Origin of the sequence: Kitasatospora sp. NPDC087861, assembly GCF_044742585.1 — a bacterium.
GTDB lineage: Bacteria > Actinomycetota > Actinomycetes > Streptomycetales > Streptomycetaceae > Kitasatospora.
Map to the genome: position 1 here is coordinate 151,850 of NZ_JBIUUS010000003.1, position 26,884 is coordinate 178,733.

Genomic DNA, 26,884 nt, shown 5'->3' on the forward strand with positions numbered 1-26,884 from the left:
ACCGGCCGCATCTTCCCAAACCGGGTCGTGTTCCGGGATATTCCGGGCGCCGCTCAGCGCCTGGCGGGGACCTTCGCCGGGGCCGTCGCAGCGGCCGTGGGGGCGGCCGTGGGGGCGGCCGTGGCGGGGTTCTCCGGCTGCGCCGAGACGACGGACTGCGGGACCGGCTGGTCGGCCTTGAGCGCCGCCCAGACCTGCCCGGCCTGCGGCTGCTGCTCGACCACCCGGTTGGGGTCACTGGGCGCGGTCACCACCGGCAGGGTCACCATGCCGAGCTGGTCCGGCCCTATCCCCTTGAGCTCCTGGACGAGCCCCACCAGGGAGTTCACCGAGCCCAGCGCGGAGTCGGTGGTGATGCTGCGGGTCATGGTGTCGCCGATCGACCAGAGCTTGACCGGGTTGGAGAACAGCCCGATCCCGCCGGCCTGCTGGAGCAGCGACTTCACCATCTGCTTCTGGAGCTCGATCCGGCCGAGGTCGCTGCCGTCGCCGACGCCGTGCCGGGTGCGGACGAAGGCCAGCGCCTGCTGCCCGTCGAGGTGGTGCTCGCCCGCTGCCAGGTCGAGACCGCTGTCCTTGTCGTGGATGGCCACCGTGGTGCTCACGGTGGCCCCGCCTATGGAGTCCACGACCCGGGCGAACCCGGCGAAGTCGATCTGCACGTAGTGGTCCATCCGCAGCCCGGTGAGCTGCTCGGTGGTCTTGACCGCGCAGGCCGCGCCGCCGCTCTCGAAGGCGCTGTTGTACATCGCGTGCTTGGCGCCGGGCACCGCCCTGCCGCCCGCGTCGGTGCAGTCGGGCCGGGTGACCAGGGTGTCGCGCGGGATCGAGACGACCTCGGCGTGCGAGTGGTCCTGGTTGACGTGCACCACCATCGCGGTGTCCGAGCGGGCGGTGTCGCCGGTGTCGCCGCCGGCCAGGTCGCCGTTCTCGCCGTTCCGCGAGTCGGAGCCCAGCACCAGGATGTTGAACGAGCCGTTGGTGGCGGCCGGGGGCCGGGCGTCGCCGAGGCGGGTGTTGATGTCGACGCTCTTGATGTTCCCGTTGAGCTTGACGTACGCGTACCCGGCCGCTCCGGCGCCGAGGACGACGAGTGCGGCGAACGCGCAGGCAGCCACCCGCAGGATCTTGCGGCGGCGGGTCAGGACCCTCTTGTGCTCGGCCATACGGTCCAGAGTAAATCGGACAAGATGATCCAAAGGACCCCAGATGTCCCGACTCTGGAACAAAGCCGGAGTGGACGCACGGAACCCCGGACCGCTCGCGCGATCCGGGGTTCCGTGTCCGACAGCCGTCCGGCTACGGTCAGTCGCCGGAGCCGGGGGTGGTCTTGGCGATCTGCATCAGGAACTCGGCGTTGCTCTTGGTCTGCTTCATCTTGTCCAGGAGCAGCTCGATGGCCTGCTGCGAGTCGAGCGCGTGCAGCACCCGGCGCAGCTTCCAGACGATGGCCAACTCCTCGCTGCCGAGCAGGATCTCCTCCTTGCGGGTGCTGGAGGCGTCCACGTCGACGGCCGGGAAGATGCGCTTGTCCGAGAGCTTCCGGTCGAGCTTGAGCTCCATGTTGCCGGTGCCCTTGAACTCCTCGAAGATCACCTCGTCCATGCGCGAGCCGGTCTCGACCAGCGCGGTGGCCAGGATGGTCAGCGAGCCGCCGTTCTCGATGTTGCGCGCGGCACCGAAGAACTTCTTCGGCGGGTACAGCGCGGTCGAGTCGACACCACCGGACAGGATGCGGCCGGAGGCCGGCGCCGCCAGGTTGTAGGCGCGGCCGAGGCGGGTGATCGAGTCCAGCAGGATGACCACGTCGTGGCCCAGCTCCACCAGGCGCTTGGCGCGCTCGATGGCCAGCTCGGCGACGGTGGTGTGGTCCTCGGCCGGGCGGTCGAAGGTCGAGGAGATGACCTCGCCCTTCACCGACCGCTGCATGTCGGTGACCTCCTCCGGACGCTCGTCGACCAGGACGACCATCAGGTGGCACTCGGGGTTGTTGTGGGTGATCGCGTTGGCGACCGCCTGCAGCACCATCGTCTTACCGGTCTTCGGCGGCGCGACGATCAGACCGCGCTGGCCCTTGCCGATCGGCGACACCAGGTCGATGATCCGGGTGGTCAGCACGCCCGGGTCGGTCTCCAGGCGCAGCCGGTCCTGCGGGTAGAGCGGGGTCAGCTTGTTGAACTCGGGGCGGCCGCGGCCGCTCTCCGGGTCCATGCCGTTGACGGAGTCCAGCCGCACCATCGCGTTGAACTTCTCGCGGCGCTCGCCCTCGCGGGGCTGGCGCACCGCGCCGGTGATGGCGTCGCCCTTGCGCAGGCCGTTCTTGCGGACCTGGGCGAGCGAGACGTACACGTCGTTCTGGCCCGGCAGGTAGCCGGAGGTACGCACGAACGCGTAGTTGTCGAGGATGTCGAGGATGCCCGCGACCGGGATCAGGACGTCGTCGTCGCCGACCTGCGGCTCGGCGGGGCCGACCTCGAAGCCCTCGCGGCGGCTGCCGCGGCCCCGACGGTCGCGGTAGCGGCCGCGGCGGCCCCGGCGACCGTCGCCGAACTCGTCGTCGTCGTAGCCGCCCTGCTGGGCCTGCGGCTGCTGGGTCTGCTGGCCGCCCTGGCGGCCCTGCTGGCCGTCGCCCTGGCCGCCCTGCTGCTGGCCGCCGCCCTGCTGGGGCTGGCGGTCGGTGCGCTCACGGCGGTTGCGGCGGTCGCGGCGCGACTCGCGCGAGTCGCCGTCCTGACCGGCCTGGGCCTCGCCGCCGTCCTGGCGCTCGGTGCGCTCGGTGCGCTCGCCGCCGTCGCGGCGGTCCCGGCGGTCCCGGCGGTCGCGGCGGGTCTCGGGACGACCCTCCTCGCGGCCCTCGAAGCCGCGGGTCTCGGCCTGGCGGGTCTCGGCCTGCTTGGGCTCGGCCACGACCACGCCGGCCTCGGCCTCGACCTCGGCGACCGGGGCGCCGGCGGCGGAGGTGGCCCGGCGGCGGGTGCGCTCGGCGCGGGCCGGCGCGGCGGTCTCGGCGGCGGCCTGGACCGGGATCTCGATCTGGGCCTGCGACTCGGCGGCGGCCGGGGCCTCGGCGGCGGCCTTGGCGGCGGCGGCCTTGGTGCGGCGGGCGGGCTTCTCGGCCGGGGCCTCGGCGTCCGCCTTGGCGGCGGTGCGCTTGGCGGCAGCCGGGGCACCACCGGCGGCGAGCAGCGGGTCGCCGCCGCTCTTCTCCTTGATGGTCTCGATCAGCTGGCTCTTGCGCATGCGTCCGGTACCGGTGATGCCCAGGTCCGCGGCGAGCTTCTGCAGCTCGGCCAGGACCATGCCGTCCAGGCCCGCGGCGGCGGTACGGCGGCGCCGCGCCGGGGCCGCGGGGGCGGCGGCTGCGTCCGACGCCTCGGCGTCCGGGCGCGCGCCCATCAGATCGGTGGAGTCGCTCACTAAGGGTCCTTCCCTGGAGCGGACGTCGGCCTGTCTGGCTCGGCGACCGGTTGTGCTGTCCTGACCGACGCTCGACTGCGTCGGTCCGAGGCGGTGATCCCTCGAAAGGCGGAAGCCGGTCGAGGGAGAGCTGCGAGGTGCGGTGCATGAAGCACGGTGGTGCTGAATGGCGCGGCGGGCCGGTCGTGTGCCGACCGGGCGTACCCCCACGCTGCCTGCGAATCCCGGGCCCCCGTCGCGTGACGGTGGCCCGCGCTCAGCCCGTCCTGGCCTCAAGGTGGGAGGCCGCGGGTGGGAGTCAGGTGCCGTCACGGCTTCGGGATGCGGCCGCGTGTCGCGCAGGCAGGCTGCGTACGCGCTGCGGTGGGCTCCCGGAGAATCGTCGCCCCGTACATCGCCGCGACTCCACGGCAGTGGAGTGCTGGGATCGGGACGCGGCGCACCGAGCCCCGGAGGGCACCTGGTGCAGCAATGAGGTTAACACTACCGACCCCCTCAGACATTCCCCAGCCTTGTGCTTGCCAATCGTGTCCGGACGGCCCGGCTCGGCACGGGGCCGAGCCGGGCCCGACGAGCGGCCCGAACGGGCCGCTCAGACGTCCAGCGGGAGCACGGTGGCCCCGATCCGGTCGAGCTCCAGGCGGTGTGCGGCGAACGCCGGGTCGCCGCCGTGGCCGTGGTGCCCGGCGAAGGAGAGCACCTTGTCGGCGCCCGCCTCGTCGGTGAGCGCGAGGACGGTCGGACCGGCCCCCGAGATCACCGCGGGGACGCCCTCCGCGCGCAGCGCGCCCACCAGCGCGGCGCTGTCCGGCATGGCGGAGGAGCGGTAGTCCTGGTGCAGGCGGTCCTCGGTGGCGGCGAGCAGCAGCTCGGGCCGCCGGGTCAGCGCCTCGACCAGCAGCGCGGCGCGGCCCGCGTTGACGGCGGCGTCGGTCAGCGGGACGGTCTTCGGCAGCAGGCCGCGGGCGGTCTCGGTGAGCACCTCGTCGGCGGGGACGAACACCACCGGGACGACCTGGTCGGAGGGCTCCAGGGTGACCGCCTTGGCCGACTCCTCGTCGGTCCAGGCGATGGTGAAGTTGCCGCGCAGGCAGGCCGCGACGTTGTCGGGGTGGCCCTCCAACTCGGAGGCGAGGGCCAGCAACGCGTCGTCGTCCAGCGCGGACGGGCCGCCGATGGTGACGGCGCGGGCGGCCACGATGCCGGCGCAGATGGCGGCCGAGGACGAGCCCAGGCCGCGGCCGTGCGGTATCCGGTTGGCGCAGACCACTTCGAGGCCGCGCGGCTGGCCGCCGAGGCGGTCGAAGGCGGCGCGCATCGAGCGGACCAGCAGGTGGCGTTCGTCGCGGGGCAGCGTGTCGGCACCCTCGCCGGCGATGTCGACGGAGAGGCCGGAGTCGGCGACCCGGACGACCACGTCGTCGTACAGACCCAGCGCGAGTCCGAAGGCGTCGAAGCCTGGGCCGAGATTGGCACTGGTCGCGGGAACCCGGACCCGGACGGCGGCGGCACGGAACGCGGGACCGGCCATGCGGTGGACTCTCCTGGGGAAATCGGGCGGCGCGGAGCGCGTCGTCGGTGCGAAGGGCGGGGAGGGGGCCGCGGGCCCCCTCCGGGGCGGGCGGTCACAGTCGTCGGCGCGGTCTGGAGAAGACCGGGCCCGGGGCATGTGCCACACGGCCGAACCCAGAGTATCGAAGAGAGGTTCCCCAGTGGTACACCCCGTGGTCCTTCGATCTGGTGTGTTGCCGCTTCTGGCCGGAATGCGTACCGGAATCGGATCGGAATGCGCGCCGTAATCGACACAAAAGTGTCAGCGGAGAACGCCGACGGGCCGACCCCCTGAAGGGGCGGCCCGTCGGGGCGTCAGGTGCCGTGGGCGGCCCGGCGCGGGGTCAGTCGAGCAGGCCCAGGCGCTGCGCGGCCGCCTCCGGGTCGATCGGGACGATCTGCGGCTGCGGCGCTCCGGCCACCGCCCAGTCCGGGTCCTTGAGGCCGTTGCCGGTCACGGTGCAGACGATCCGCTGGCCCGGGTCGACCAGGCCGGCCTCCGCCTTGGCCAGCAGACCGGCCACCGAGGCAGCCGAGGCGGGCTCCACGAAGACGCCCTCCTGAGCGGCCAACAGCCGGTAGGCGGACAGGATCTGACGGTCGGTCACCTTGTCGATGAGGCCGCCCGACTCGTCCCGCGCGGCGAGCGCGAAGTCCCAGGAGGCCGGGTTGCCGATCCGGATCGCGGTGGCGATGGTCTGCGGCTTGAGCACCGGCGCGCCGTCCACGATCGGGGCCGAGCCGGAGGCCTGGAAGCCCCACATCCGCGGGGTGCGGGTGGCGAGGCCGTCGGTGGCGTACTCGCGGTAGCCCTTCCAGTACGCGGTGATGTTGCCCGCGTTGCCGACCGGCAGGACGTGGATGTCCGGGGCGTCGCCGAGCATGTCGACGATCTCGAAGGCCGCGGTCTTCTGGCCCTCGATGCGCGCCGGGTTGACCGAGTTGACCAGCGCCACCGGGTACTTCTCGGACAGTTCACGCGCGAGGGTGAGGCAGTCGTCGAAGTTCCCGTCCACCTGCAGGATCTTGGCGCCGTGCACCAGCGCCTGGCCCATCTTGCCGAGGGCGATCTTGCCCTGCGGGACGAGCACCGCGCAGACCATCCCGGCCCGCACCGCGTACGCGGCGGCGGAGGCCGAGGTGTTGCCGGTGGAGGCGCAGATGACGGCCTGCGCGCCGTCCTCCTTGGCCTTGGAGATGGCCATCGTCATCCCGCGGTCCTTGAAGGATCCGGTCGGGTTGGCGCCCTCGACCTTGAGGTAGACCTCGCAGCCGGTGCGCTCGGAGAGCACCTGGGCCGGGACCAGCGGGGTGCCGCCCTCCAGCAGGGTGACCACCGGCGTGGCCGCGGTGACCGGCAGGCGGTCCCGGTACTCCTCGATCAGGCCGCGCCACTGGTGGGTGTGCGCGCCTCGGACGACGTTCTCGGCAACGGCGTTCATGGCTGTTCCTTACTCCCCTTCGACCCGCATGATGCTGGCCACGTCCCGCACGCTGTCCAGCGCGCGGAGCTTGTCGACCGTCGCCGACAGCGCGGCGTCGGTCGCACGGTGAGTGACCACGACGAGCGAGGCGTCGCCCTCGCGGCCCTGCTGGCGCACGGTGTCGATGGAGACGCCGTGCTCGGCGAAGACGGACGCGACCTGGGCGAGCACGCCCGCGCGGTCGTCCACGTCCAGGCTGACGTGGTAGCGGGTAACCACCTCGTCCATCGGCTTGGCGGGCAGCTGCGTGTACACCGAGTCACCGGGACCGGTCGCGCCGGCCAGCTTGTTGCGGCAGACCGCGACCAGGTCGCCGAGCACCGCGGAGGCGGTCGGCGAGCCGCCCGCGCCCGGGCCGTAGAACATCAGCCGGCCGGCCGCCTCGGCCTCGACGAACACCGCGTTGTACGCCTCGCGGACGGAGGCCAGCGGGTGCGACAGCGGGATCATCGCCGGGTGGACCCGCGCGGTGACGGACTCGCCGTCCGCCGCCCGCTCGCAGATCGCGAGCAGCTTGACCACGCAGCCCATCTCCTTGGCGGAGGCGATGTCGGCGGCGGTCACCTCGGTGATGCCCTCGCGGTAGACGTCCGCCGCGGTGACCTCGGTGTGGAAGGCGATGCCGGCCAGGATCGCGGCCTTGGCGGCGGCGTCGAAGCCCTCGACGTCGGCCGTCGGGTCGGCCTCGGCGTAGCCCAGCGCGGTGGCCTCCTCCAGCGCCTCCGAGTAGCCGGCGCCGGTGGTGTCCATCTTGTCGAGGATGAAGTTGGTGGTGCCGTTGACGATGCCCAGCACCCGGTTGACCTTGTCCCCCGCGAGGGACTCGCGCAGCGGGCGCAGCAGCGGGATCGCGCCCGCCACCGCGGCCTCGTAGTACAGGTCCACCCCGGCGGCGGCGGCCGCGGCGTGCAGTTCGGTGCCGTCCTTGGCGAGCAGCGCCTTGTTGGCGCTGACCACCGAGGCGCCCTGCTCGAACGCCGACAGGATGAGGTGTTTGGACGGCTCGATGCCGCCCACGACCTCGACCACCACGTCGATGTCGCCCCGGTTGACCAGGGCCTCGGCGTCGGTGGTGATCAGGTGCTCGGGCACGCCCGGGCGGACCCGGCCGGCCCGGCGGACCGCGATCCCGGCGAGCTCGACCGGGGCACCGATGCGCGCGGCGAGGTCGTCGGCCGTCGTCGTCATGATGCGCGCCACCTCGGAGCCCACCACACCACAACCCAGCAACGCCACCTTCAGCGGGCGCGTACGCATCATCCGACTCCGCTCTGCATTCATCGTGCTTCGGTAATTCCGGCGGGATTCTCGGGGCCGCCGGGAACTTCGGTCCGTACCAGTCTCGGTGACTTCCCGGACGGATCTACGGTCGTTCCATGATCTGAGACAAGAATTCCGTCATCCGATATCGAGACGCAGGAGATCCTCCTCCGTCTCGCGCCGGACGATCACCCGCGCGGCACCGTCCTTGACGGCGAGCACGGGAGGCTTCAGGGCGTGGTTGTAATTGCTCGCCATCGAGCGGCAGTACGCGCCGGTGGCGGGCACCGCGATCAGGTCGCCGGGGGCCAGGTCGGCCGGCAGGAAGGCGTCCCGGACCAGGATGTCGCCGGACTCGCAGTGCTTGCCGACCACGCGGACCAGCATCGGCTCCGCGTCGCTGCGGCGCGACACCAGGGCGACCGAGTAGTCGGCGTCGTACAGCGCGGTCCGGATGTTGTCGGACATCCCGCCGTCCACGCTGACATAGGTGCGCAGGCCCTCCAGCGGCTTGACGGTGCCGACCTCGTACAGCGTGAACGCCGTCGGGCCGACGATCGCCCGGCCCGGCTCCACGCTCAGCCGGGGGGCCTTCAGGTTCGCGGCGGCGCACTCGCGGCGCACGATCTCGGCCAGCGCGGCCGCGATCTCGGCCGGCTCGCGCGGGTCGTCGTCGCTGGTGTACGCGATGCCCAGGCCGCCACCCAGGTCGATCTCGGGCAGCTCGACGCCGTGCTCGTCGCGGATCTCGGCCAGCAGGCCGACCACCCGGCGGGCGGCCACCTCGAACCCGGCGGTGTCGAAGATCTGCGATCCGATGTGCGAGTGGATGCCGCGCAGTTCCAGGCCGTCGTGGCCGAGCACCCGGCGCACCGCCTCGGCGGCCGCTCCCCCGGTCAGCGACAGCCCGAACTTCTGGTCCTCGTGCGCGGTGGCGATGAACTCGTGGGTGTGCGCCTCGACGCCGACCGTGATCCGGATCAGCACCTGCTGGCGGACGCCCTGGCGGGCGGTGATCGCGGCCAGGCGCTCGATCTCCTCGTAGGAGTCGAGCACGATGTGCCCGACGCCGGTCTTCACCGCGTGTTCCAGCTCGTCCGCCGACTTGTTGTTGCCGTGCAGCGCGATCCGCGCCGGCGGCATCCCGGCGGCCAGCGCCACCGCCAGCTCGCCGGAGCTGCACACGTCGAGGTTCAGGCCCTCCTCGTGCAGCCAGCGCACGATCGCCTTGGAGAGGAACGCCTTGCCGGCGTAGTAGACGTCCGCGTCGGTGCCGAAGGCGTCCCGCCAGGCGCGCGCCCGGGTCCGGAAGTCCTCCTCGTCGAGCACGTAGGCCGGCGTGCCGAACTCGGCCGCCAGCGCCGTGACGTCGATCCCGCCGACGGTGGCCACGCCCTCGGCGTTGCGGGCGACGGTGCGCGACCAGACCTTGGGGTCGAGCGCGTTCAGGTCGGCCGGCGGGGCCTGGTAGTGGCCCTCGGGCAGCACGTCGCCGTGACGGGGGCCCGCGGGGTGTGCAGAGCGACTCATGTCCCTCGTTCCTTGACCTATGGCGAGGGGCGGCGACGGTCCTCGTTGACCGTCAGCCGCCCCCGCCGTGCGCTTGGGGGTGGTGCCTACATCCGCTCGGGCGCCGTGACGCCCAGGAGCGTCAGGCCGTTGGCGACGACCGTGCGCGTCGCGTCGGCCAGCCACAGCCGGGCGCGCGTGAGGTCCGTGACCTCCTCGTCACCGCGCGGCAGGATGCGGCAGTTGTCGTAGAAGCGGTGGTACTTGGCCGCCAGGTCCTCCAGGTACGTGGCGACCCGGTGCGGCTCGCGCAGCTCGCCGGCCGAGGCCAGCACGCGCGGGAACTCACCGAGGTGGCCGAGCAGGTCGGACTCCCACTCGGTGATCAGCAGCTCCGGTTTGAAGTCCTCGGCCGCACCGCGCGAGATGCCGTGCTCGTCGGCGTTGCGCTGGACGGCGCACATCCGGGAGTGGGCGTACTGGACGTAGTAGACCCGGTTCTCGTTGGTCTGGCTGGTCAGGACGTTGATGTCGAGCGTGATGGTGGAGTCCGTGGAGGACCGCGCCAGGGTGTAGCGGGCGGCGTCCACGCCGATCCACTCGACCACGTCGTCGATCGTGATGATGTTGCCGGCCCGCTTGGACATGCGGACCTCCTCGCCGTCGCGAAGCATCTTCACGAACTGGCCGATCTTCACCTCGATGTTGTGGTTCATGTCGTCGCCCGCGCAGGCCGCGATGGCCTTCAGGCGGTTGACGTACCCGTGGTGGTCGGCGCCCAGCATGTAGAGCGCGACCTCGGTGCCGCGGTCGCGCTTGGACAGGTAGTAGGCGGCGTCGGCGGCGAAGTAGGTGGTGTCGCCGTCGGCCTTGATCAGGACGCGGTCCTTGTCGTCGCCGAAGTCGGTGGTGCGCAGGAAGACCGCGCCGTCCTGCTCGAAGACGTGGCCCTGCTCGCGCAGCCGGCTGGTGGCCTGCTCGACGGCGCCGGAGTCGTGCAGCGACTTCTCGGAGAACCACACGTCGAAGTGGGTGCCGAACTCGTCCATGGAGCGCTTGATCTCGCCCACCATGAGCTTCAGGCCCTCGGTGCGGAAGACCTGCAGCTGCTCGGCCTCGGGCAGGTCGAGCACGCCCGGGACGGCGTCGGTGATCGCCTTGGCGATGTCGGCGATGTACTCGCCGACGTACCCGCCCTCGGGCGCCTCGTGGCCGTTCGCGACGGCCTGCAGCGAGGCGGCGAACTTGGTGATCTGCACGCCGGCGTCGTTCAGGTAGTACTCGGTGGTGACGTCGGCGCCGCAGGCCCGCAGCACGCGCGCCAGCGAGTCGCCGACGGCGGCCCAGCGGACGCCGCCGATGTGGATCGGGCCGGTCGGGTTGGCGGAGACGAACTCCAGGTTGATCTTCAGGCCCGCGAGGTCCCGGTTGCGGCCGTAGGCCTCGCCCGCCTCGACGATGGTGCGCGCCAGCGCACCGGCGGTGGCGGTGTCCAGGGTGATGTTCAGGAAGCCCGGCCCGGCGATGTCGACCTTGGCGACGCCGGTGATCCCTCGCAGGCGGTCGGCGAGCAGTTCGGCCACGGCTCGCGGCGGCCGGCCGGCCGCCTTGGCGAGCTGGAGGGCCACGTTGGTCGCGTAGTCGCCGTGGTCCCTGTTCTTGGGCCGCTCGACCGTCACGTGCTCGGGCACGGCGACGGTCAGCTCGCCCGCCTCGACGGCGGCGCTCACTGCGGCCTGGACTGCCTGGGAAAGCTCTGCGGGTGTCACGACGCCAAGGGTAGGCGAGACGGGGTACCCGCCCGCCACCCGGTTTGCCGGTTGAGACACCGCCACGCCGTCCCGACAGGGGTGTCGGCCCCGATCCGTCCGCCCTGTTCGCTCAGGGCGAAACTCTCGCGGCGGGACTCGTCAGACCCGCCCGGCGGCCATCAGCCGCCGCACCAGCGCCACCAGATCGGCCGGATCGAAGGGCTTGCCGAGGTAGCCGTCCACGCCGACCGCCTCCCCCAGGTCCAGATCGGCCGGGGTGCAGGCGCTCACGATCGCGATCGGCAGTCGGCTGGTCCCCGGGGTCGCGCGCAGCCGGGCCGCCGTCCGCAGGCCGTCCAGGCGTGGCATCACCACGTCCAGCGTGACCACGTCCGGCTTCACCCGGCGGACCACCTCCAGGCACTCGGCGCCGTCGGCGGCGGTCACCACCTCGAAGCCCTCAAGCTCCAGGTTGACCCTGATCAGCTGGCGGATCACCTCGCTGTCGTCCACCACGAGGACCCGCCCGGACACTCCCGACACCTCACCGAGGGTATCGGCGCCCCCGCCGCCCCGTCCGGCCTTTGGGCACTTCCGCCGGCCCCTCGCCACCTGGCGCCCGTCCGGCGCCGTCGCCGTCGCGCAAACCCGTGCACGGACCACGCCCGGAGCCTGGTAGTGTTCTTCACGTCGGAGGCCGAAGCGCCGATGACACCAGCCAGGCCCCCGTAGCTCAGGGGATAGAGCACCGCCCTCCGGAGGCGGGTGCGTAGGTTCGAATCCTACCGGGGGCACTTCGCAGGAAGTGCAACAGAGGCCCAGATCAGTGGAGTTGATCCACGGATCTGGGCCTTCGTCATGTCCGGACCCGGACGGTCGGTCCTGGGATGGGTGGTCGAGGAGCGGGACGGGCGGGGAGCACCCCCGGCCCCGGGCTCAGGAGGCGGCGGCCTCGACCTGGGAGACGAGCCCGGCGACGGTGTGGTCGAAGTAGGCGCTGTAGGAGATGTCGTCGGTGTCGCCGCCCTGCTGGTAGCCGCCGATGGCGCCGACCACGTCGCCGGTGGCGGTGTCGATCCAGGGGCCGCCGCTGGTGCCGGACGGGTAGGCCGGGCACGCGATGACGCGCTGGTAGGCGCTCTGCTGGCCGGTGGTGCTGGTGCAGAGGACGGGCTCCTCGGCGTCGCCGGGGTAGCCGTAGAGGCGGACGGTGGCGCCGAAGGGCTCGTCGGGGCCGAGCCGGTTGCCGCCGACCACGTCCTCGACCTTGCGGCCGTTGCTCGGCGCCGTCTCCAGGACGGCGAAGTCCTCGTCCTGGTCGCCCTGCTGGGACCAACCGGTGGTGGTGTGGACGGCGGTGACCTGCCAGCTGCCGTACGGGGCGGAGCCGTCGCGGTAGCCGGGGACGAAGGTGACGCCGGCGGTGCCGCTGAGGCAGTGCGCGGCGGTCAGCAGCAGGTTGCCACCCGGGCTGTGCAGCACGCTGGCGGTGCAGAAGTGGTTGCCGGCCGCCACGGCGCCGCTGAACAGCGCGCCGACGGTGGCGGCTTCGGGGGTGGCGGCGGCGGTGGCGGTGGTGCCGGGGAGGGCGCCGTGGGTGGCGGGGGTCGCCGCCGCGGAGGGCGTCGGGGAGGCCGACGGGGTGCCGCCCGGCGCGGCGGCGGGGTCGGCGGTCGGGCCGTCGGACGGGGCGGCGGACGGGCCGTCGGTCGGCACGGGGGCGTCGACCGGCGCGGGTGAGGCGGGCGCCTCGGGCGTGGCCGTGGTCTCGGCCGGCGCGACGGCGGCCCGGGGGCTGCGCGCCGCCTTCCCGGCGGCCGTCGCGTCGGACAGGCTCAGCCCGTGCGTGCCGGTCACCACGGCGGCCACCAGGACCGCCGAGAGCGCGGCGAGCAGGGCCGGACCCAGAAGGCTGCGGCGGCGCGGCGGCCGGCGGCGGTGCTGACCCATGCCTGTCTCTCCTGCCAGTGGTCGACGGCTCGTTCGGTGGTGACGTGCGATCACCGACTATGCCGTCTCAGCCTGGAAAGGTCGTTACCGATGGCTGGGATCTCGATGAGAAAAAGCTCACCCGGCGTCGAGTAAGCGGTTCAGCTCCCCGGCCTGGACGAAGGCGGTGTGCGTCCCGGCGGCGGTGCAGGCGAAGGCGCCGGCGACCGAACCGGCCCGGGCGCAGTCCAGCGGCGGGCGGCCCCGGAACCAGGCGGACAGGAAGCCGACGACGAAGGCGTCCCCGGCGCCGTTGGTGTCCACCACCGGGCGGCCCGGGTCGACCGCCGGGAGGTGGCGCACCTGCGCGTCGCCCCGGGTGAGCAGGTAGCAGCCGTCGGCGCCCGCGGTGGCGGTGACGACGGCGGCGCGGCCCTCGGCGAGGATCGCGCGCATCACCTGTTCGTGGCGGCCCCGGCAGCCGGCCACCGAGAGGAACACCAGGTCGGAGCCGAGCGCGTAGTCGCGGTGGTGCGGGTTGGCACCGTCCCAGTCGTGCAGGTCGGTGGAGGTGGTGCGGCCGAGCCGGTGGAGGTCGGCGTACATGTCCCGGTTGACGCCGGTGATGGAGAGGTGGACGTGCCGGCTGCGCCGCGCGTACGGCAGGTAGAACTCGCGCGGCAGCCGCAGGTCGGCGGGGTGGCGGCCGTCGTAGAAGGAGAACCGGCGGCCGGCGGCGTCCACCAGGTTGACCCCGCGCGGGGTGCCGTGCGGGCTCACCAGGTGCGCGAAGTGCAGGCCGTGGCGCTCGAAGGCGGCGCGGACCAGGCCGCCCTGCGGGTCGTCGCCGAGGAAGTCGAGGAAGGCGGTGCGCAGGCCGAGGTGGTGGGCGCCGAGGGCGACGCCGCTGCCGGTGTGGCCGACGTAGTCGCGGACGGGTTCGACGAACTGCGAGTCGCCGGGCGGGATCTCCAGCCGGTCCACCCGGACGATGGTGTCCACGCCGGCGCCGCCGACGACGAGCAGGTCGAACTCGGGCGGCATGACGGCGCCTCCTTGATCCCTGGACGGTGGCCAGGAGTCAAGCAGGCGCCGGAGGTGACTGCAAGACCTTGCTGAAAATTTCAGGTTTCCCGTCGGCGCTCCGCCGGGGCGGCCGTGTGCGCCCCGGCGCCCGACCGGCCGTCGCCGGACCTGACCTCGGCGGGCCGGGCCTCGACGGAGCGCGCCTCGACGGGGCGCACCTCGACGGGGCGTGCGGCGGCCGCCGACCCGGTCGCCGGCCGGTGGTCGATCACCAGGACGGCGATCAGCGCGGCCAGCAGCAGGATGCCCGTCGACACCCAGGTCGCGACCACGTAGCCGTGCACCGTGCCCTGGGCCCGGACCGCCGGGTCGGTGGCGATCCGGGTGGCGAGGAACCCCGCCGTGGCGCTGGCCGCGACCGTGTTGAGCAGCGCCACGCCGATCGAACCGCCCACCTGCTGGGACGAGTTCAGGGTGGCCGCGGCCGCGCCCGCCTCGCGCGGGCCGACCCCGAGGGTGGCCAGGCTCATCGACGGCATGAAGACCAGGCCCATGCCGACGCCGAGCAGCAGCTCGGCGGGCAGCACCAGGACCGCCCACGGGCTGTCCACCCTCATCTGGGTCAGCCAGGCCATGCCGGCCGCGGCGAGCAGCAGTCCGGGCCCGATCAGGTTGCGCGACGGCACCCTGGTCATCAGCCGGGCCGCGAAGCCCGTCGAACTGATCACGACGACGGCCGTCATGGGCAGGAAGGAGATGCCGGACAGCACCGGTGAGAAGTGCTTGATGACCTGCAGGTAGTAGGTGAGGAACAGGAACAGGCCGAACATGCCGATCATCGCCAGGCCGACCGAGAGGGCGGCGCCGACGCGGTTGCGCTGGGCGACGACGTGCAGGGGCAGCAGCGGGTGCGCAGTGCGCTTCTCGACCAGGACGAACGACGCGATCAGCGCCGCGCCGACGGCCAGCGAGCCGAGCACCAGCCGGTCGCCCCAGGTGCGGGTGACGGCCTCGGAGGTGCCGAAGACGATCGCCAGCAGGCCGCCGCAGCCGAGCAGCGCGCCGGGCAGGTCGAGCTTGACCCGGCGCCCCTTGCCGATGTGGTCGCGGTCCAGGATGGAGAAGGCCGCGATGGCCGCCGCGGCGGCGATCGGAACGTTGACGAACAGGCACCAGCGCCAGTCCAGGTACTCCGTCAGCAGACCGCCCAGGATCAGGCCCATCGCGGAGCCGCCGCCGGCGATCGCGCCGAAGACGCCGAAGGCCGTACCGCGTTCCTTCGGCTTGGTGAAGGTGGTGGAGAGCAGCCCCAGCGCGGAGGGGGCGAGCAGGGCGGCGAACGCGCCCTGGAGGGCACGGGAGCCGAAGAGCATGGCCGGGCCGACCGCCGCGCCGCCGAGGGCGGAGGCGAGGGCGAAGCCCAGCAGGCCGACGGTGAAGACGCGCTTGCGGCCGAAGAGGTCGCCGAGCCGGCCGCCGAGCAGCAGCAGGCCGCCGAAGGCGAGCGTGTAGGCGGTGATCACCCACTGCCGGCCGGCGTCGGAGATGCCCAGGTCCCGCTGGGCCGATGGCAACGCGATGTTCACGATGGTCACGTCGAGGACGATCATGAGCTGGGCGATGGCGATGACGGCCAGCACCCACCAGCGGCGGCTGTCCGCGTTCTCATGAACGGTGGCGGGATGCACAGGCACTGGTCGAGCCTTCCGGATACGGAGAGGTCACGCACTCGCCTTCAAGCGAAACCCCCGCGCGGACGAACCGCAAGGCAAAACCTCGCCGAATCGACCTTTCCGGGACCAGAGGACCAGGGCCCCGGGACTCGCGGACGAGTCCCGGGGCCCTGGTCGCCGAGGGGTTCCCGGAGCGGGAGGGGTTCCTACAGCGCGGAGAGCTCCGCGACCAGGTCGTCCAGCCCCAGCGAGCCCTGCGAGAGCGCCGCCATGTGCCAGGCCTTGAGGTCGAACTCCTCGCCGCGCGCCTCGTGCGCCGCCCGCGCCGCCGCCCGGCCGCGCAGCCAGGCGCGCTCGCCCAGCTTGTAGCCGATCGCCTGGCCGGGCATGCCCAGGTAGCGGACCAGTTCGCTGTCCAGGAAGTCGGCGGACAGGCCGCAGTACCGGCCGAAGAACTCCCGGGCGGCCTCCGGGCTGACCGGCCGGCCCGGCTGGTACGGGGAGTCGGCCGGGAAGTCCAGGCCCGCGTGCATGCCGATGTCGACGATCACCCGCAGCGCGCGCATCATCTGCGCGTTGAGGTAGCCGAGGCGGTGGCCCGGATCGGTGAGGTAGCCGAGCTCGTCCATCAGGCGCTCGGCGTACAGCGCCCAGCCCTCCAGGTTGGCGCTCACCCCGCCGAGGCTGACCTGGTAGGTGGAGAGTCGGTCGGCGACGTAGTTCCACTGCGCGAGCTGCAGGTGGTGGCCCGGGACGCCCTCGTGGTACCAGGTGGAAACCAGGTCCCAGACCGGGAAGTGCTCCCGGCCGAGCGTCGGCAGCCAGGTCCGCCCGGGGCGGCTGAAGTCCAGCGAGGGCGCGGAGTAGTACGGCGCGGCCGCGCTGCCGGGCGGGGCGATCCTCGACTCGACCCGGGTGACCGGCTCGGCCAGGTCGAAGTGGGTGCCCTGGAGGTCCCGGATCGCCTGGTCCATCAGCTCCTGGAGGTACGCCCGGGTGGCCTCGGCGCCCTCGACCGCCGGGCCCTCCGCCTCCAGCCACTTCATCGCGGCCATCGGGTCGGTGCCCGGGCGGACCTTCTCGGCCTCGGCCTCCATCTGCGCGAGCAGGTCGTGGAACTCGCCCCAGGCCCACGCGTAGGCCTCGTCCAGGTCCAGGTCGGAGCCGGTCCAGAAGCGGACGAACCGGCGGTAGCGCTCCCGGCCGGTGGTGTCGGGGGTGTCGGCGGCGGCCGGGCCGTAGACGTCGCGCAGCCAGTCGCGCAGGGCGGCCAGCGCCTCGGCGGCGGCCACCGCGTGCTCGGACAGCCCGGCGCGCACGCCCTCCGGCGCGCCCTGGACGAACTCGCCGAACCAGCCACCGGGCACGTCCCCCGCCAGCCACTCGCCGAACTGCCCGACCACGGTGGTCACCTGGCGCGGGCCGGACAGCAGGCCGCGCTCGATGCCGGCGGCCAGCGTCTCGCGGTACTGCTCCAGCGCGAGCGGGATGCGGGCCAGCCGGCGGCCGACGATCTGCCACTCGGCCTCGGTGTCGGTCGCCATCAGGGTGAAGACGTCACGGACGTCGTGCACCGGGGAGCCCAGGTTGCGGACCGCGCGGAAGTTCTCCCCGGCCTCGTGGACGGCGAGTTCGGCGGTCAGCCGCTCGCGCAGCAGGCGGGCGCAGCGGCGCTCGGCCTCGTCCTCGGCGGCGCCGGCCCGTTCGGCCTCAGCGAGGGCCGCCAGGGTGCGGCGGCCGAGGTCGGCGATCGCCTCGGCGCCGGTCGGCGAGAGGTCGGGCAGCCGGTCGTCCTCGGGATTGAGCCCCAGGTAGACCGCGGTCAGCGGGTCGAGTTCGGCCAGGGCCCGGACGTAACCGTCGGCGATGCGGCGCGGGGTGGTGGCATCGGAGGTGATCAGTTCTTCAACCATTCGGACATCATGGCGTGACACGGGCCGAATGCAAGCCCTTACCGGCGATCGGTGACATGTACCGGCCGAATCCCGGCCAGGGTGCGTCCGGCGGACGCACCCTGAGCGGGAACCTCGCAAACACGCGTTCGGGAAACCACCGCGCGCGACAGGACCCGATCCGGCCGGCGCCCATTACGCTGACCGCCATGGAAGCCCGCCCCGCCACGGCAACCGACCCGGTGCCCACCCCGGCCGCACCCGCCGCCCGCCCGCGCCGCACCGGATACCGGCGGCTGCCGGTGCAGCAGCGGCGCGAGCAGCTGATCGCGGTCGCCCTGGAGCTGTTCGCCGCCCGGCCGCCCGAGGAGGTGAGCCTGGACGACGTCGCCGAGGCCGCCGGGGCCTCCCGCCCACTGGTCTACCGCTACTTCGCGGGCGGCAAGCAGCAGTTGTACGAGGCGGCGCTGCGCAGCGCCGCCGACGAGCTGACCAGCCGCTTCGCCGTCCCGCTGGCCGGGACCCCGTCCGAGCAGCTGGCGGCCGTCCTGGACGGCTACTTCGCCTTCGTGGCCGAGCACGACGCCGGCTACTCGGCGCTGCTGCGCGGCGGTTCGGTGGTGGAGACGACCCGTACCTCGGCGATCGTCGACGACGTCCGGCGGGCGGCGCTCAAGCGGACCCTGCGGCACCTCGGCGTGCGGGAGGCCGGTCCGCGGCTGACGCTGCTGGTGCGCTCGTGGATCTCGGTGGTCGAGGGCGCGTCGCTGAGCTGGCTGGACGAGGGGCGCACGCTGCCGGTGGGCGAGCTGCGCGACTGGCTGGTGGACCAGTTCACGGCGATGGCGGCGGCGACCGCGCTGCACGATCCGCAGACCGCGCAGGTGCTGTCGGTGCTGCTCGCGCTGGAGGGGCCGCGGGCGACGCGGGCCGAGCGGCTGCGCGAGGTGCTGGCGGCCCGGTGACCCGACCCCCGTGCCCGGGGTCGGGGCGGCCGGCGCCGCGGGAGGGTCAGGCCTTCCCGAGTACCTGGCGCTGGCGGCCGAGGCCGTCGACCTCGATCTCGACGATGTCGCCCGGAGCCAGGAACGGCGTGCCGGGGTGGCCCAGGGTGACGCCCGCCGGAGTGCCGGTGACGATCACGTCGCCGGGCTCCAGGACCATGAACTGGCTGACGTAGCGGACCAGTTCGAGCACCGGGAAGACCATCTTCCCGGTGTTGCCGTCCTGCCGCAGTTCGCCGTTGACCCAGAGCCGCAACGGCAGCTGCTGCGGGTCGGCCACCTCGTCGGCGGTGACCAGCCAGGGCCCCAGCGGGGTGAAGGTCTCCGCCGACTTGCCCTTGTCCCACTGGCCGCCGCGCTCGAACTGGAAGGCCCGCTCAGTGACGTCGTTGGCGATCGTGTAGCCGGCGATCACCTCCGCGGCCTCCTCGTGCCCGGCCAGGTAGCGGGCGGTGCGGCCGATCACGATGGCCAGTTCGGCCTCGTAGTCGGTCTTCTCGCCGCCGCGCGGCACCAGCACCTCGTCGTACGGGCCGACCACGGTGTAGCTCGGCTTGAGGAAGATCACCGGTTCGTCCGGGATCGCGGCCCCGGCCTCGGCGGCGTGGTCGCGGTAGTTGAGCCCGATGCCGACCACCTTGCCCGGACGGGCGACCGGCGCGCCCACCCGCTGCCCGGCGAGGTCCACCCGGGGCAGGACGCCGGCGGCCACGTCCCGCGCCAGCACGGCGGTGTCCAACCCGGCCAGGAAGGCCCCGTCGATGTCCCGGGCACGCCCGGAGAGGTCGTACCCGGTGCCGTCCTGGCCCAGCACGACCGGGCGCTCGGCGCCCGGGGGTCCGACGCGGAGGAGCTTCATCGATCCGTCACCAGCCTTTCGTCGCAGCTCGCCGGGGCGGCGCAGGACACCGCACCCGACCCTGGCAACGAGGTATATCAACGCCACCGGTCGGCGAACCAGACAGTTCCGGGGGGCGAATTCCTATCAATTCCCACAGCCGCCGGGAGCCCCGAATCGGCGGCCCGCACGGTTGACAGCCCGCCGGGCCGGGCCGAGGGACCGGGCGTGCTGTTCACCGGCGACGCGGTCTCCAACGTCCGGGGGCGGACCAGGTGCGGGGTGTTCAACACCGATCCGGCCCGGGCGCGGGCCGCCTTCCGGCGGCTGGCCGCACTGCCGGTGGAGACCGTGGTGTTCGGGCACGGCGACCCGATCGCCGCGGGTGCCTCAGCCGCCCTGCGGGCCGCCGCCGAGCAGGCCGGCCAGGCTTAGCGCCCGCGGCAGGCCCGGTCCGGTCCGGGCGACCTCCCGGTGCCAGCGGTCGAGGTCGCGCAGCACGTCGGCCCGGGCGTCCGGCTCGGCGGCCGCCACCGCGGCCAGGTCGCGCAACAGCGCGACGGCGGCGCCCGGGCTGCCGTCCTGGGCCAGCCAGAGGGCCAGGTCGTGGCAGGTGCGCAGGGTCCGCGGGTCGGCCGGGCCACAGATCCGGGCGAGGTCGGGGATGAGCGCGGTGAGCATCCCGACGGCCTCCGCGGGGGCGCCCTGCGCGCCGCGCTGCCAGGCCTGGTCGGCCCGGCGGCGCAGCTGCTCCGGGCTGGGGTCGTCCGGGCGCAGCACCCCGGGCCGGATCCGGCGCAGCCGCTCCAGCACCTCGACGGCGGTGGCGGGCCGGTCCGCCGGCCGCTTGGCGAGCAGCCCGGCGACCAGGTCGGCCAGCGCCGGGTCGGTGCTGCGGACCCGGGGCGGGGTCTCCTCCAGGTGCTTGTACATGTACTCGGCGGCCGAGGTGGCGCGGAACGGCCGCCGCCCGGCGCAGAGTTCGTACAGCATGACGCCGAGCGCGTAGAGGTCGGCCCGGCCGTCCACGGCGGCGCCGGACCAGCACTCGGGCGCCAGGTAGGGGACGGTGCCGACCACGTTGCCGGTGGAGGTGAGCACGGCGGACTGGGTGAGCAGCCGGGCGATGCCGAAGTCCAGCACCTTGGCCTTGCCGCCGCCGTCGATCATCACGTTCTCGGGCTTGATGTCGCGGTGGACGATGCCCGAGCGGTGCGCGGCGTCCAGCGCCTTGCAGACCTGGCGCATCCACTTCAGCGCGACCTCCTGGTCCGGGACGCCGTCCTTGAGGACCGCGGACAGGGCCCGGCCGCGGACCAGTTCCAGGACCAGGTAGTGGGTCTCCCCGGCGCCGGTCGCGACCCGGCCGTAGTCGTGCACGGTCACGATGTGCGGGTTGGACAGGCCGCCGGCCGTCCGGGCCTCGCGGACGAACCGTCCGATGGCCTCCCGGTCGGTGGCGTGCTCCTCCAGCAGCACCTTGACCGCGACCTCGCGGTCGAGCCGCAGGTCGGTGGCCTTCCAGACCACGCCGAATCCGCCCCGGCCCAGCAGCGCGTCCAGCCGGTAGCGGCCGTCGAGTACCTCCCCCTGCCGCATGTCCTCCCCCAACTCCAGCTCGTCCGGACGGCGTTCGCCGTCGGCTGGGTCACCATAGCGGCGGGGGGAGGCGAACGGGTGAACGGATCAGGGCTTCGGCTTGGGCAGCCCGGGCGGGTTGATCTCGGAGGTCGTCACGGCCTCGTTGTCGAGGCCCCAGCGCTTGAGCACCTGGCCGTACGTGCCGTTCCCGATCACCTCGTTCAGCGCCCCGTTGAGCGCCTGGACCAGCCCGTTGTCCTTCCGGGTGGTCGCGGCGATCTTGCCGAGGACGTCCGCGCCGCCGCCCGAGTAGGTGCCGACCACCTCGGTCTCGCCGGTCTGCGCGACGTGGAAGGCCAGGCTCGGGTTGGGGCCGACGTAGGCGTCGATCCGGCCGGAGGAGAGCGCCAGGTAGAACTCGGTGCCCTGGAAGTACTTGATGTCGATCGGCTTGAGGCCGTTCCTGACGTTGTCCTCACTCCAGGAGATCAGCAGCTTCTCCTGGTTGGTGCCGGAGGCGACGCCGACCGACCGGCCGGCGAGGTCCTTGGCGCCGGCGACCTTGAGGCCGCTGCCCTTCTTCGCCTCGAAGCCGAGGACGTCCAGCCGGTAGGTGGCGAAGTCGTACTTCTCCTTGCGGGCCTCGGTGACGGTGATGTTGGAGAGCCCGACGTCGTACTTTCCGCTGTCCAGGCCGACGAAGATGTTCTCCCAGGAGACCGGGTTGAACTCGACCTTGAGGCCGAGGACGTTGCCGACCAGGGAGGCGAGGTCCGGCTCGACGCCGATGACGGTCCGGTCGTCGTCGGCGTAGAAGTCCAGCGGCGGGGTGGTGCCGAGGGAGTCGACGACGGTCAGCGTCCCCCGCCTTCTGATCTCCTCCGGGACGAGCGCCGCGATCGCGTCGACCTTGGGCGTGGTCACCCGGTTCTGATGGGGCGTCAGATTCACCGCGGTGCCGTTCGGCGCCGTGGTGCCCCTGGCCGGGGCGAGTCCCGCCGAGGCTCCCGAGGACGCGCCGCCGCAGGCGGCCAGGGCGAGGGCGGCGGCGAACACGCCGGCGGCGGCCACCAGGGCGCGACGGGGTAGGGACATGGCGGAACTCCTGCTCGGTGAAAGGGATTTCGGCAGTAAGGGGGGTGATGGCGGTGCGGCGGGTCAGAGCACCTTGGCCAGGAAGGCCCGGGTGCGCTCGTGCCGCGGGTGGTCCAGGACCTCGGCCGGCGGGCCCTGCTCGACCACCACGCCGCCGTCCATGAAGACGACGGTGTCGGCGACCTCGCGGGCAAAGCCGATCTCGTGGGTGACTACGATCATGGTGGTGCCGGTCCGGGCGAGGTCCTTGATGACGTCCAGCACCTCGCCGACCAGCTCCGGGTCGAGCGCCGAGGTGGGCTCGTCGAACAGCAGCACCTTCGGCTCCAGGGCCAGCGCCCGGGCGATCGCCACCCGCTGCTGCTGGCCGCCGGACAGCTGCCGGGGGTACGCGTCGGCCTTGTCGGCCAGCCCGACCCGCTCCAGCAGCGCCAGCGCCGCCGTCCTGGCCCGGGGCCGGCGCAGCGCCGCGATCGGCGCCTCGACCAGGTTCTCCAGCACGGTGAGGTGCGGGAACAGGTTGAAGTTCTGGAACACGAAGCCGATGTCGGTGCGCTGGCGCAGCACCTCGCGCTCCTTGAGCTCGTGCAGCCGGTCGCCGGAGCGCCGGTAGCCGATCAGCTCGCCGTCGATGGCGACGTAGCCGCCGTCGAGCTTCTCCAGGTGGTTGATCGCGCGCAGCAACGTGGACTTGCCGGAGCCGGACGGGCCGAGCACCACCGTCACCGAGCCGGCCGGGACGTCCAGGTCGAGCCCGCGCAGCACCGCCAGTTGCCCGAAGCTCTTGTGCAGGCCGCGGACCTGCACCATCGGCGCGGCGGTGTCCGGGGCGGGCTTGGCGAGCGCGGTCATGAACGTCCTCCGGGGGTACGGGCGGCGGCCGGCGTGCGGGCCGGCCGGGCCCGGACGAAGGCCCGGGCGCGCTGGAGCGGGGTGGGCGGCGGGGTGCGCTGCGCGCCGCGGGCGAAGTAGCGCTCGACGTAGTACTGGCCGATCGACAGCACCGTGGTCAGCAGCACGTACCAGACGGTGGCGACCATCAGCAGCGGCACCACCCGGCCGGTCCGGCCGTAGACCACCTGGGCCTGGTAGAAGAGCTCGCCGATGGCCATCACGTAGACCACCGAGGTGCCCTTGAGCAGCGAGATCACCTCGTTGGCGGCGGCCGGCAGGATGCCGCGCATCGCCTGCGGCAGCACGATCCGCCAGCCCTGGCGCCAGCGCGGGATGCCGAGCGCGGCGGCGGCCTCCCGCTGGCCGGCGTCCACCGCGATGATGCCGCCGCGGATGATCTCGGCGGCGAACGCGCCCTGGTGCAGCCCGAGGCCGAGCACGGCGGCGCCGAGCGCGCTCAGCACGCCGCCCGTCTCCACGTCCCCGAAGGTCGGACCGAACGGGATGCCGATCCCGAACCGCTTGTACAGGTACGACAGGTTGAACCAGAACACCAGCTGGACGATCAGCGGGATCGACCGGAACACCCAGACGTACGCCCAGGCGATGGACCGCAGGATCGCGCTGCGGGACAGTCGCATCCCGGCCACCACGGCGCCCAGCAGGAAGCCCAGCAGCGTGCCGTAGGCGGTGAGTTCGAGGGTGCGGCCGACCGCCTGGACGATGGTGTCGGCGGTGAAGTAGACCCGGAAGGTGGCCCAGTCCCAGCCGGGGTTGGTGGCCAGCCCGTGGGCGAACTGGACGAGGACGACGAGCGCGGCGATCCCGATCCCCCAGCGCCAGGGGTGCCGGGCGGGGACGGTCCGCAGTCCGGCCAGTTCGTCGAGGTCGAGGCGGGGATCGGGGCCGGGGTCGGAACCCGGGCCGGACGCGGGCCCGCGGCGGGCCGGGGCCCCGGGCGGTGCGGTGGTGCTGACGGTCATCGGGGGGCTCCTTCGGCAGACCCGGGGATCACGGGTGTTCGGGCGGGCTGATCCGGGACTCCGCGATCGCCGAGTCGGTGACCCCCCACTTCCGGAGGATCCGCTCGTACGTCCCGTCCTTGATCAGCTGGTTGACCGCCGCCTGGAAGGCCGGGGTGAGCTTCGAGCCCTTCTTGAACGCGAAGCCGACGTCCAGCCGGTGGAACTCGCCGAGGAAGCGCGTCCCCGAGGCCTCCTGCGCGGCCTGGTAGCGCAGGCCGTTGATGGTGGACATCAGGACGTCCACCCGGCCCTGCTGGAGGCCGGTGAGCACGGCGCCGCCGTCGCTGAACGCCTTGACCTCGTACGGCTTCTTCCCGGCGTCGGTGCAGACGTTCCTCCTCGCGTTCAGCGTGGTCTCGAAGGTGGTGCCGGCGCCGGTGCCGATGGTCAGCCCGCAGAGCTGGACCAGGTCGGTGACCGGCTGGACGTCCTTGTCGTCCTTCCTGACCGCGAAGCCCTGGCCGTCGTCGATGTAGGTGACGAAGTCGATGGTCTTCAGCCGGGCCGTGGTGACCCCGAAGTTGCCGGTGCCGACGTCGAACTTGCCGCTGTCCAGGGCGGGCAGGATGGTCTCGAAGGCGGCCTCCTCGCGCCGCACGGTCAGCCCGAGCAGCCTGGCCACCGCATCGGTGAAGTCCACGTCGATCCCGGCCGGCTTCTTCGTGGCCTGGTCGGCGTAGAAGGCGGTGGGCGGCGCGCCGAAGGACGCGCCGAACGTCAGCGTGCCGGCCTTGCGGACCTCCTCGGGCAGCAGCGCGGCGGCGGCGTCCGACTTCGCGAGGCCGGAGACGACGTCCTGGGAGGCGGCAGTGGCGGCGGGCCCGCTCGCCCCCGCCGCACCCGCGATCTTCGGGTCCGAGCCGCACGCGGCCAGCGCCAGCACCGGCAGCAGGGCGGTGGCCGCGAGCAGGCGGCGGACGGTGGTGGTTCTCACGAAGGGCCTTTCAGGGGGTCGGAGCCAGCACCGGCAGGTGCTTCTCGAAGGGGAGCGGGCCGATCGGAATGGGCCCCTCCTGCCCGTCGGCGGGCAAGGAGGGAGGATCGGCGGCGACGTCGAACAGCGGGGTGTAGCCGGCCGCCAGGTAGAGGCCCCTGGCCTCGGGTTGGCGCGGGCCGGTGGTGAGGTGGATCCGGGCGTAGCCGGCGGCCGCCGCCGTCCGCTCCAGCTCGGCCAGCACCCGGCGGGCCAGGCCGCGCCGGCGGTGCGCGGAGTGCGTCCACATCCGCTTCAGCTCGGCGGTGCGCTCGTCGTACCGCTTGTACGCGCCGCCGGCCACCGGCTCGCCGTCCTCCAGCAGGAGCAGCAGCACGCCGTGCGGCTCGGCGAAGGCGTCCCGGGGATAGCGGGTCATCTCCTGGCGCGCCTCGGGGCCGTAGCGGCTGACGTACTCGTGGGTGAGTTCGCGCAGCAGCGGCTCGACCAGCGGGTCGTCGATGGTGACCCGGCGGAACTCGGCCACCGGGCCCGCGCCACTCGTGCCGCTCCTGCTCGCACCGCCCGTGCGGGAACCGCTCACGCCTGCACCGCGATCAGCTGGTGCCGGTCGCGCTCGGCCCGCTCGGCCGCCGCCTCGGCGGCCTTGGCGGCGTCCCGCTTCGCGACCTCCTCGCGGACGATCGGGATGACGTGGCGGCCGAAGTCGATCGCGTCGTCGAGCAGGTGGTAGCCGCGGGCGGAGAGGATGTCCACGCCGAGGTCGTAGTAGTCGAGCAGCGCCTCGGCGACCGTCTCCGGGGTGCCGACCAGGGCGTTGGAGTTGCCGGCCCCGCCGGTGGCCGCGGCGGTCGGGGTCCACAGCGCGCGGTCGTAGCGCTCGCCGGCCTCGGCGATCTCGATCAGGCGCTGGGAGCCCGTGTTCTCCGGCGTCACGGCCGCGGCGCCGAGCGGGCGGCCCCGGCGGACCAGGTCCCCGGCGGCCCTGCGGGCCTTGATCGCCGCCACCGTCCGGTGCGCCTTCTCCCAGGCCAGCTCCTCGGTCGGCGCGATGATCGGCCGGAACGCCACCTGGATCCGCGGCACGTCGGTGCGCCCGGCGGCCCGGGCCGCCTCCTTCACCCGCTCGATCTGCTCGGCGGTGCGGGCCAGCGGCTCGCCCCACAGGCAGTAGATGTCCGCCTCGGCGCCGCCGGCCGCGTAGGCGGCGTCCGAGGAGCCGCCGAAGGAGACCGCCGGGCGCGGCTGCTGGACGGGGAAGACGTCGGAGACGAAGTCGTTGAAGCGGTAGTGGGCGCCCTCGTGGTCGAAGGGCTCCCGGCTGGTCCACGCCTTCTTGACGATGCCGATGTACTCGCGGGTGCGCTCGTAGCGCTGGTCCTTGGCGAGGAAGTCGCCCTCGCGCTGCTGCTCGTGGTCGCTGCCGCCGGTGATGAAGTGGACGGTCAGCCGCCCGTCGCTGATCTGGTCCAGGGTCGCGAAGGTCTTGGCGGCGAAGGTCGGGTAGGAGACGTTGGGCCGGTGCGCCAGCAGGATCTGCAGCCGGTCGAGGTGCGAGGCGAGGAAGGCCGCCGCGGCCGCCGGCTCCGGGGAGCCGGCGCCGTACGCGAAGAGCACCCGGTCCCAGCCGTGGTCCTCGTGGGCCCGGGCCAGCCGCAGGGTGTAGTCGCGGTCGAAGGCGGCGGTGGAGCGGGGGGTGGTCTCCGAGCCGTCGCCGGTGGCGGCGATACCGAGGAATTCGACGGGCATGGCGGAACCTTTCGGGTGAGCGGAGTCCGGCGGACTGCGGGTGGGCAGGCCGGAGTCGGCCGGGAGGGACGGCCGTCAGTTCCTGTCCGACCGAGTAGGGGTGCGCGGCGGGCGCGCCGACAACGGTGTCGGCGCCCGGGCTCGGCGGGAGGCAGGCGTGGACGAGGGAGTACTGCCGGAGTTCAGTGCGAGGTCGTCGGACGGCAGCGTGCGCCTGGGGCGCCGTCAGCTACGAACGGCGGATCCCGGCCCGCGACGGGGCGGACCGAGGG

At 73.1% G+C, this 26,884-nt stretch carries 22 protein-coding genes and 1 tRNA gene; 3 read left to right on the forward strand and 20 right to left on the reverse strand.

The features are described from left to right. Positions 1-53: 53 nt before the first annotated feature. The 8 genes from ACIOJE_RS05745 to ACIOJE_RS05780 all read right to left on the reverse strand — a co-directional run bounded on the left by ACIOJE_RS05745 (position 54) and on the right by ACIOJE_RS05780 (position 11,506). Positions 54-1,166: an LCP family protein gene (locus ACIOJE_RS05745; protein WP_400773575.1), complete on the reverse strand. Its 1,113-nt coding sequence runs from the start codon at positions 1,164-1,166 to the stop codon at positions 54-56. 139 nt (positions 1,167-1,305) lie between these two features. Beyond that, positions 1,306-3,417, reverse strand: coding sequence for a transcription termination factor Rho (gene rho, locus ACIOJE_RS05750; RefSeq protein ID WP_280676053.1), 2,112 nt, complete (start codon positions 3,415-3,417; stop codon positions 1,306-1,308). 592 nt (positions 3,418-4,009) lie between these two features. Further along, positions 4,010-4,948 (reverse strand): homoserine kinase, encoded by a 939-nt coding sequence (thrB, locus tag ACIOJE_RS05755; protein ID WP_280676055.1) that lies wholly within the window; start codon positions 4,946-4,948, stop codon positions 4,010-4,012. Positions 4,949-5,312: 364 nt separating this feature from the next. Next, the gene (gene thrC, locus ACIOJE_RS05760) at positions 5,313-6,410 is read right to left on the reverse strand and encodes a threonine synthase (protein ID WP_280676058.1); all 1,098 of its coding nucleotides are present in this window, start codon (positions 6,408-6,410) and stop codon (positions 5,313-5,315) included. 9 nt (positions 6,411-6,419) lie between these two features. Continuing rightward, complete coding sequence (locus ACIOJE_RS05765) at positions 6,420-7,712, reverse strand: homoserine dehydrogenase (RefSeq protein WP_280676060.1); 1,293 nt, start codon at positions 7,710-7,712, stop codon at positions 6,420-6,422. A gap of 138 nt (positions 7,713-7,850) precedes the next feature. Then, positions 7,851-9,242: a diaminopimelate decarboxylase gene (gene lysA / locus ACIOJE_RS05770; RefSeq protein WP_400773579.1), complete on the reverse strand. Its 1,392-nt coding sequence runs from the start codon at positions 9,240-9,242 to the stop codon at positions 7,851-7,853. An 86-nt stretch (positions 9,243-9,328) separates the two neighbouring features. Continuing rightward, positions 9,329-10,990 (reverse strand): arginine--tRNA ligase, encoded by a 1,662-nt coding sequence (gene argS / locus ACIOJE_RS05775; protein WP_280676064.1) that lies wholly within the window; start codon positions 10,988-10,990, stop codon positions 9,329-9,331. 141 nt (positions 10,991-11,131) lie between these two features. Further along, complete coding sequence (locus ACIOJE_RS05780) at positions 11,132-11,506, reverse strand: response regulator (RefSeq protein WP_280676602.1); 375 nt, start codon at positions 11,504-11,506, stop codon at positions 11,132-11,134. Between the two features lie 188 nt (positions 11,507-11,694). Between ACIOJE_RS05780 and ACIOJE_RS05785 the strand changes: the two genes are divergently transcribed. Next, a tRNA-Arg gene (locus ACIOJE_RS05785) sits at positions 11,695-11,766 on the forward strand. Between the two features lie 142 nt (positions 11,767-11,908). On the opposite strand, the gene ACIOJE_RS05790 is transcribed toward ACIOJE_RS05785, so the two are convergent. The 4 genes from ACIOJE_RS05790 to ACIOJE_RS05805 form a co-directional block, all read right to left on the reverse strand. Beyond that, positions 11,909-12,922 (reverse strand): serine protease, encoded by a 1,014-nt coding sequence (locus tag ACIOJE_RS05790; protein WP_280676066.1) that lies wholly within the window; start codon positions 12,920-12,922, stop codon positions 11,909-11,911. 117 nt (positions 12,923-13,039) lie between these two features. Next, positions 13,040-13,945, reverse strand: a complete 906-nt coding sequence (locus tag ACIOJE_RS05795) for a carbohydrate kinase family protein (protein ID WP_280676068.1) — start codon at positions 13,943-13,945, stop codon at positions 13,040-13,042. Between the two features lie 80 nt (positions 13,946-14,025). Beyond that, the gene (locus ACIOJE_RS05800) at positions 14,026-15,615 is read right to left on the reverse strand and encodes an MFS transporter (RefSeq protein WP_280676604.1); all 1,590 of its coding nucleotides are present in this window, start codon (positions 15,613-15,615) and stop codon (positions 14,026-14,028) included. Positions 15,616-15,806: 191 nt separating this feature from the next. Next, the gene (locus tag ACIOJE_RS05805; RefSeq protein ID WP_280676070.1) at positions 15,807-17,513 is read right to left on the reverse strand and encodes a DUF885 domain-containing protein; all 1,707 of its coding nucleotides are present in this window, start codon (positions 17,511-17,513) and stop codon (positions 15,807-15,809) included. 188 nt (positions 17,514-17,701) lie between these two features. Between ACIOJE_RS05805 and ACIOJE_RS05810 the strand changes: the two genes are divergently transcribed. Further along, positions 17,702-18,457: a helix-turn-helix domain-containing protein gene (locus ACIOJE_RS05810; RefSeq protein WP_280676072.1), complete on the forward strand. Its 756-nt coding sequence runs from the start codon at positions 17,702-17,704 to the stop codon at positions 18,455-18,457. A 46-nt stretch (positions 18,458-18,503) separates the two neighbouring features. Here ACIOJE_RS05810 and ACIOJE_RS05815 read toward each other — a convergent pair whose 3' ends face one another. After that, positions 18,504-19,355: a fumarylacetoacetate hydrolase family protein gene (locus tag ACIOJE_RS05815; protein WP_400773583.1), complete on the reverse strand. Its 852-nt coding sequence runs from the start codon at positions 19,353-19,355 to the stop codon at positions 18,504-18,506. Between the two features lie 207 nt (positions 19,356-19,562). Here ACIOJE_RS05815 and ACIOJE_RS05820 point away from each other — a divergent pair, with 207 nt between their 5' ends. Next, the gene (locus ACIOJE_RS05820) at positions 19,563-19,769 is read left to right on the forward strand and encodes a hypothetical protein (RefSeq protein ID WP_348534073.1); all 207 of its coding nucleotides are present in this window, start codon (positions 19,563-19,565) and stop codon (positions 19,767-19,769) included. Here the strand turns inward: ACIOJE_RS05820 and ACIOJE_RS05825 are convergent. The 7 genes from ACIOJE_RS05825 to ACIOJE_RS05855 form a co-directional block, all read right to left on the reverse strand. Further along, positions 19,725-20,933 (reverse strand): serine/threonine-protein kinase, encoded by a 1,209-nt coding sequence (locus ACIOJE_RS05825; protein WP_400773585.1) that lies wholly within the window; start codon positions 20,931-20,933, stop codon positions 19,725-19,727. The two genes, ACIOJE_RS05820 and ACIOJE_RS05825, sit on opposite strands and share 45 nt — an antisense overlap. Before the next feature lie 87 nt (positions 20,934-21,020). Continuing rightward, the gene (locus ACIOJE_RS05830; protein ID WP_280676078.1) at positions 21,021-22,010 is read right to left on the reverse strand and encodes an ABC transporter substrate-binding protein; all 990 of its coding nucleotides are present in this window, start codon (positions 22,008-22,010) and stop codon (positions 21,021-21,023) included. Positions 22,011-22,073: 63 nt separating this feature from the next. Beyond that, on the reverse strand, positions 22,074-22,862 hold the full coding sequence (locus ACIOJE_RS05835; RefSeq protein WP_400773587.1) for an amino acid ABC transporter ATP-binding protein: 789 nt from the start codon (positions 22,860-22,862) through the stop codon (positions 22,074-22,076). After that, positions 22,859-23,887, reverse strand: coding sequence for an amino acid ABC transporter permease (locus ACIOJE_RS05840; protein WP_400773590.1), 1,029 nt, complete (start codon positions 23,885-23,887; stop codon positions 22,859-22,861). Before ACIOJE_RS05840 ends, ACIOJE_RS05835 begins: the two co-directional genes overlap by 4 nt. A gap of 28 nt (positions 23,888-23,915) precedes the next feature. Further along, positions 23,916-24,863: an ABC transporter substrate-binding protein gene (locus tag ACIOJE_RS05845; protein ID WP_400773592.1), complete on the reverse strand. Its 948-nt coding sequence runs from the start codon at positions 24,861-24,863 to the stop codon at positions 23,916-23,918. A 10-nt stretch (positions 24,864-24,873) separates the two neighbouring features. Continuing rightward, complete coding sequence (locus ACIOJE_RS05850) at positions 24,874-25,389, reverse strand: GNAT family N-acetyltransferase (RefSeq protein WP_280676607.1); 516 nt, start codon at positions 25,387-25,389, stop codon at positions 24,874-24,876. A 53-nt stretch (positions 25,390-25,442) separates the two neighbouring features. Continuing rightward, entirely contained in the window at positions 25,443-26,612 is a 1,170-nt protein-coding gene (locus tag ACIOJE_RS05855) for an LLM class flavin-dependent oxidoreductase (RefSeq protein WP_280676087.1), read from the reverse strand. Between the last annotated feature and the right edge of the window lie 272 nt (positions 26,613-26,884).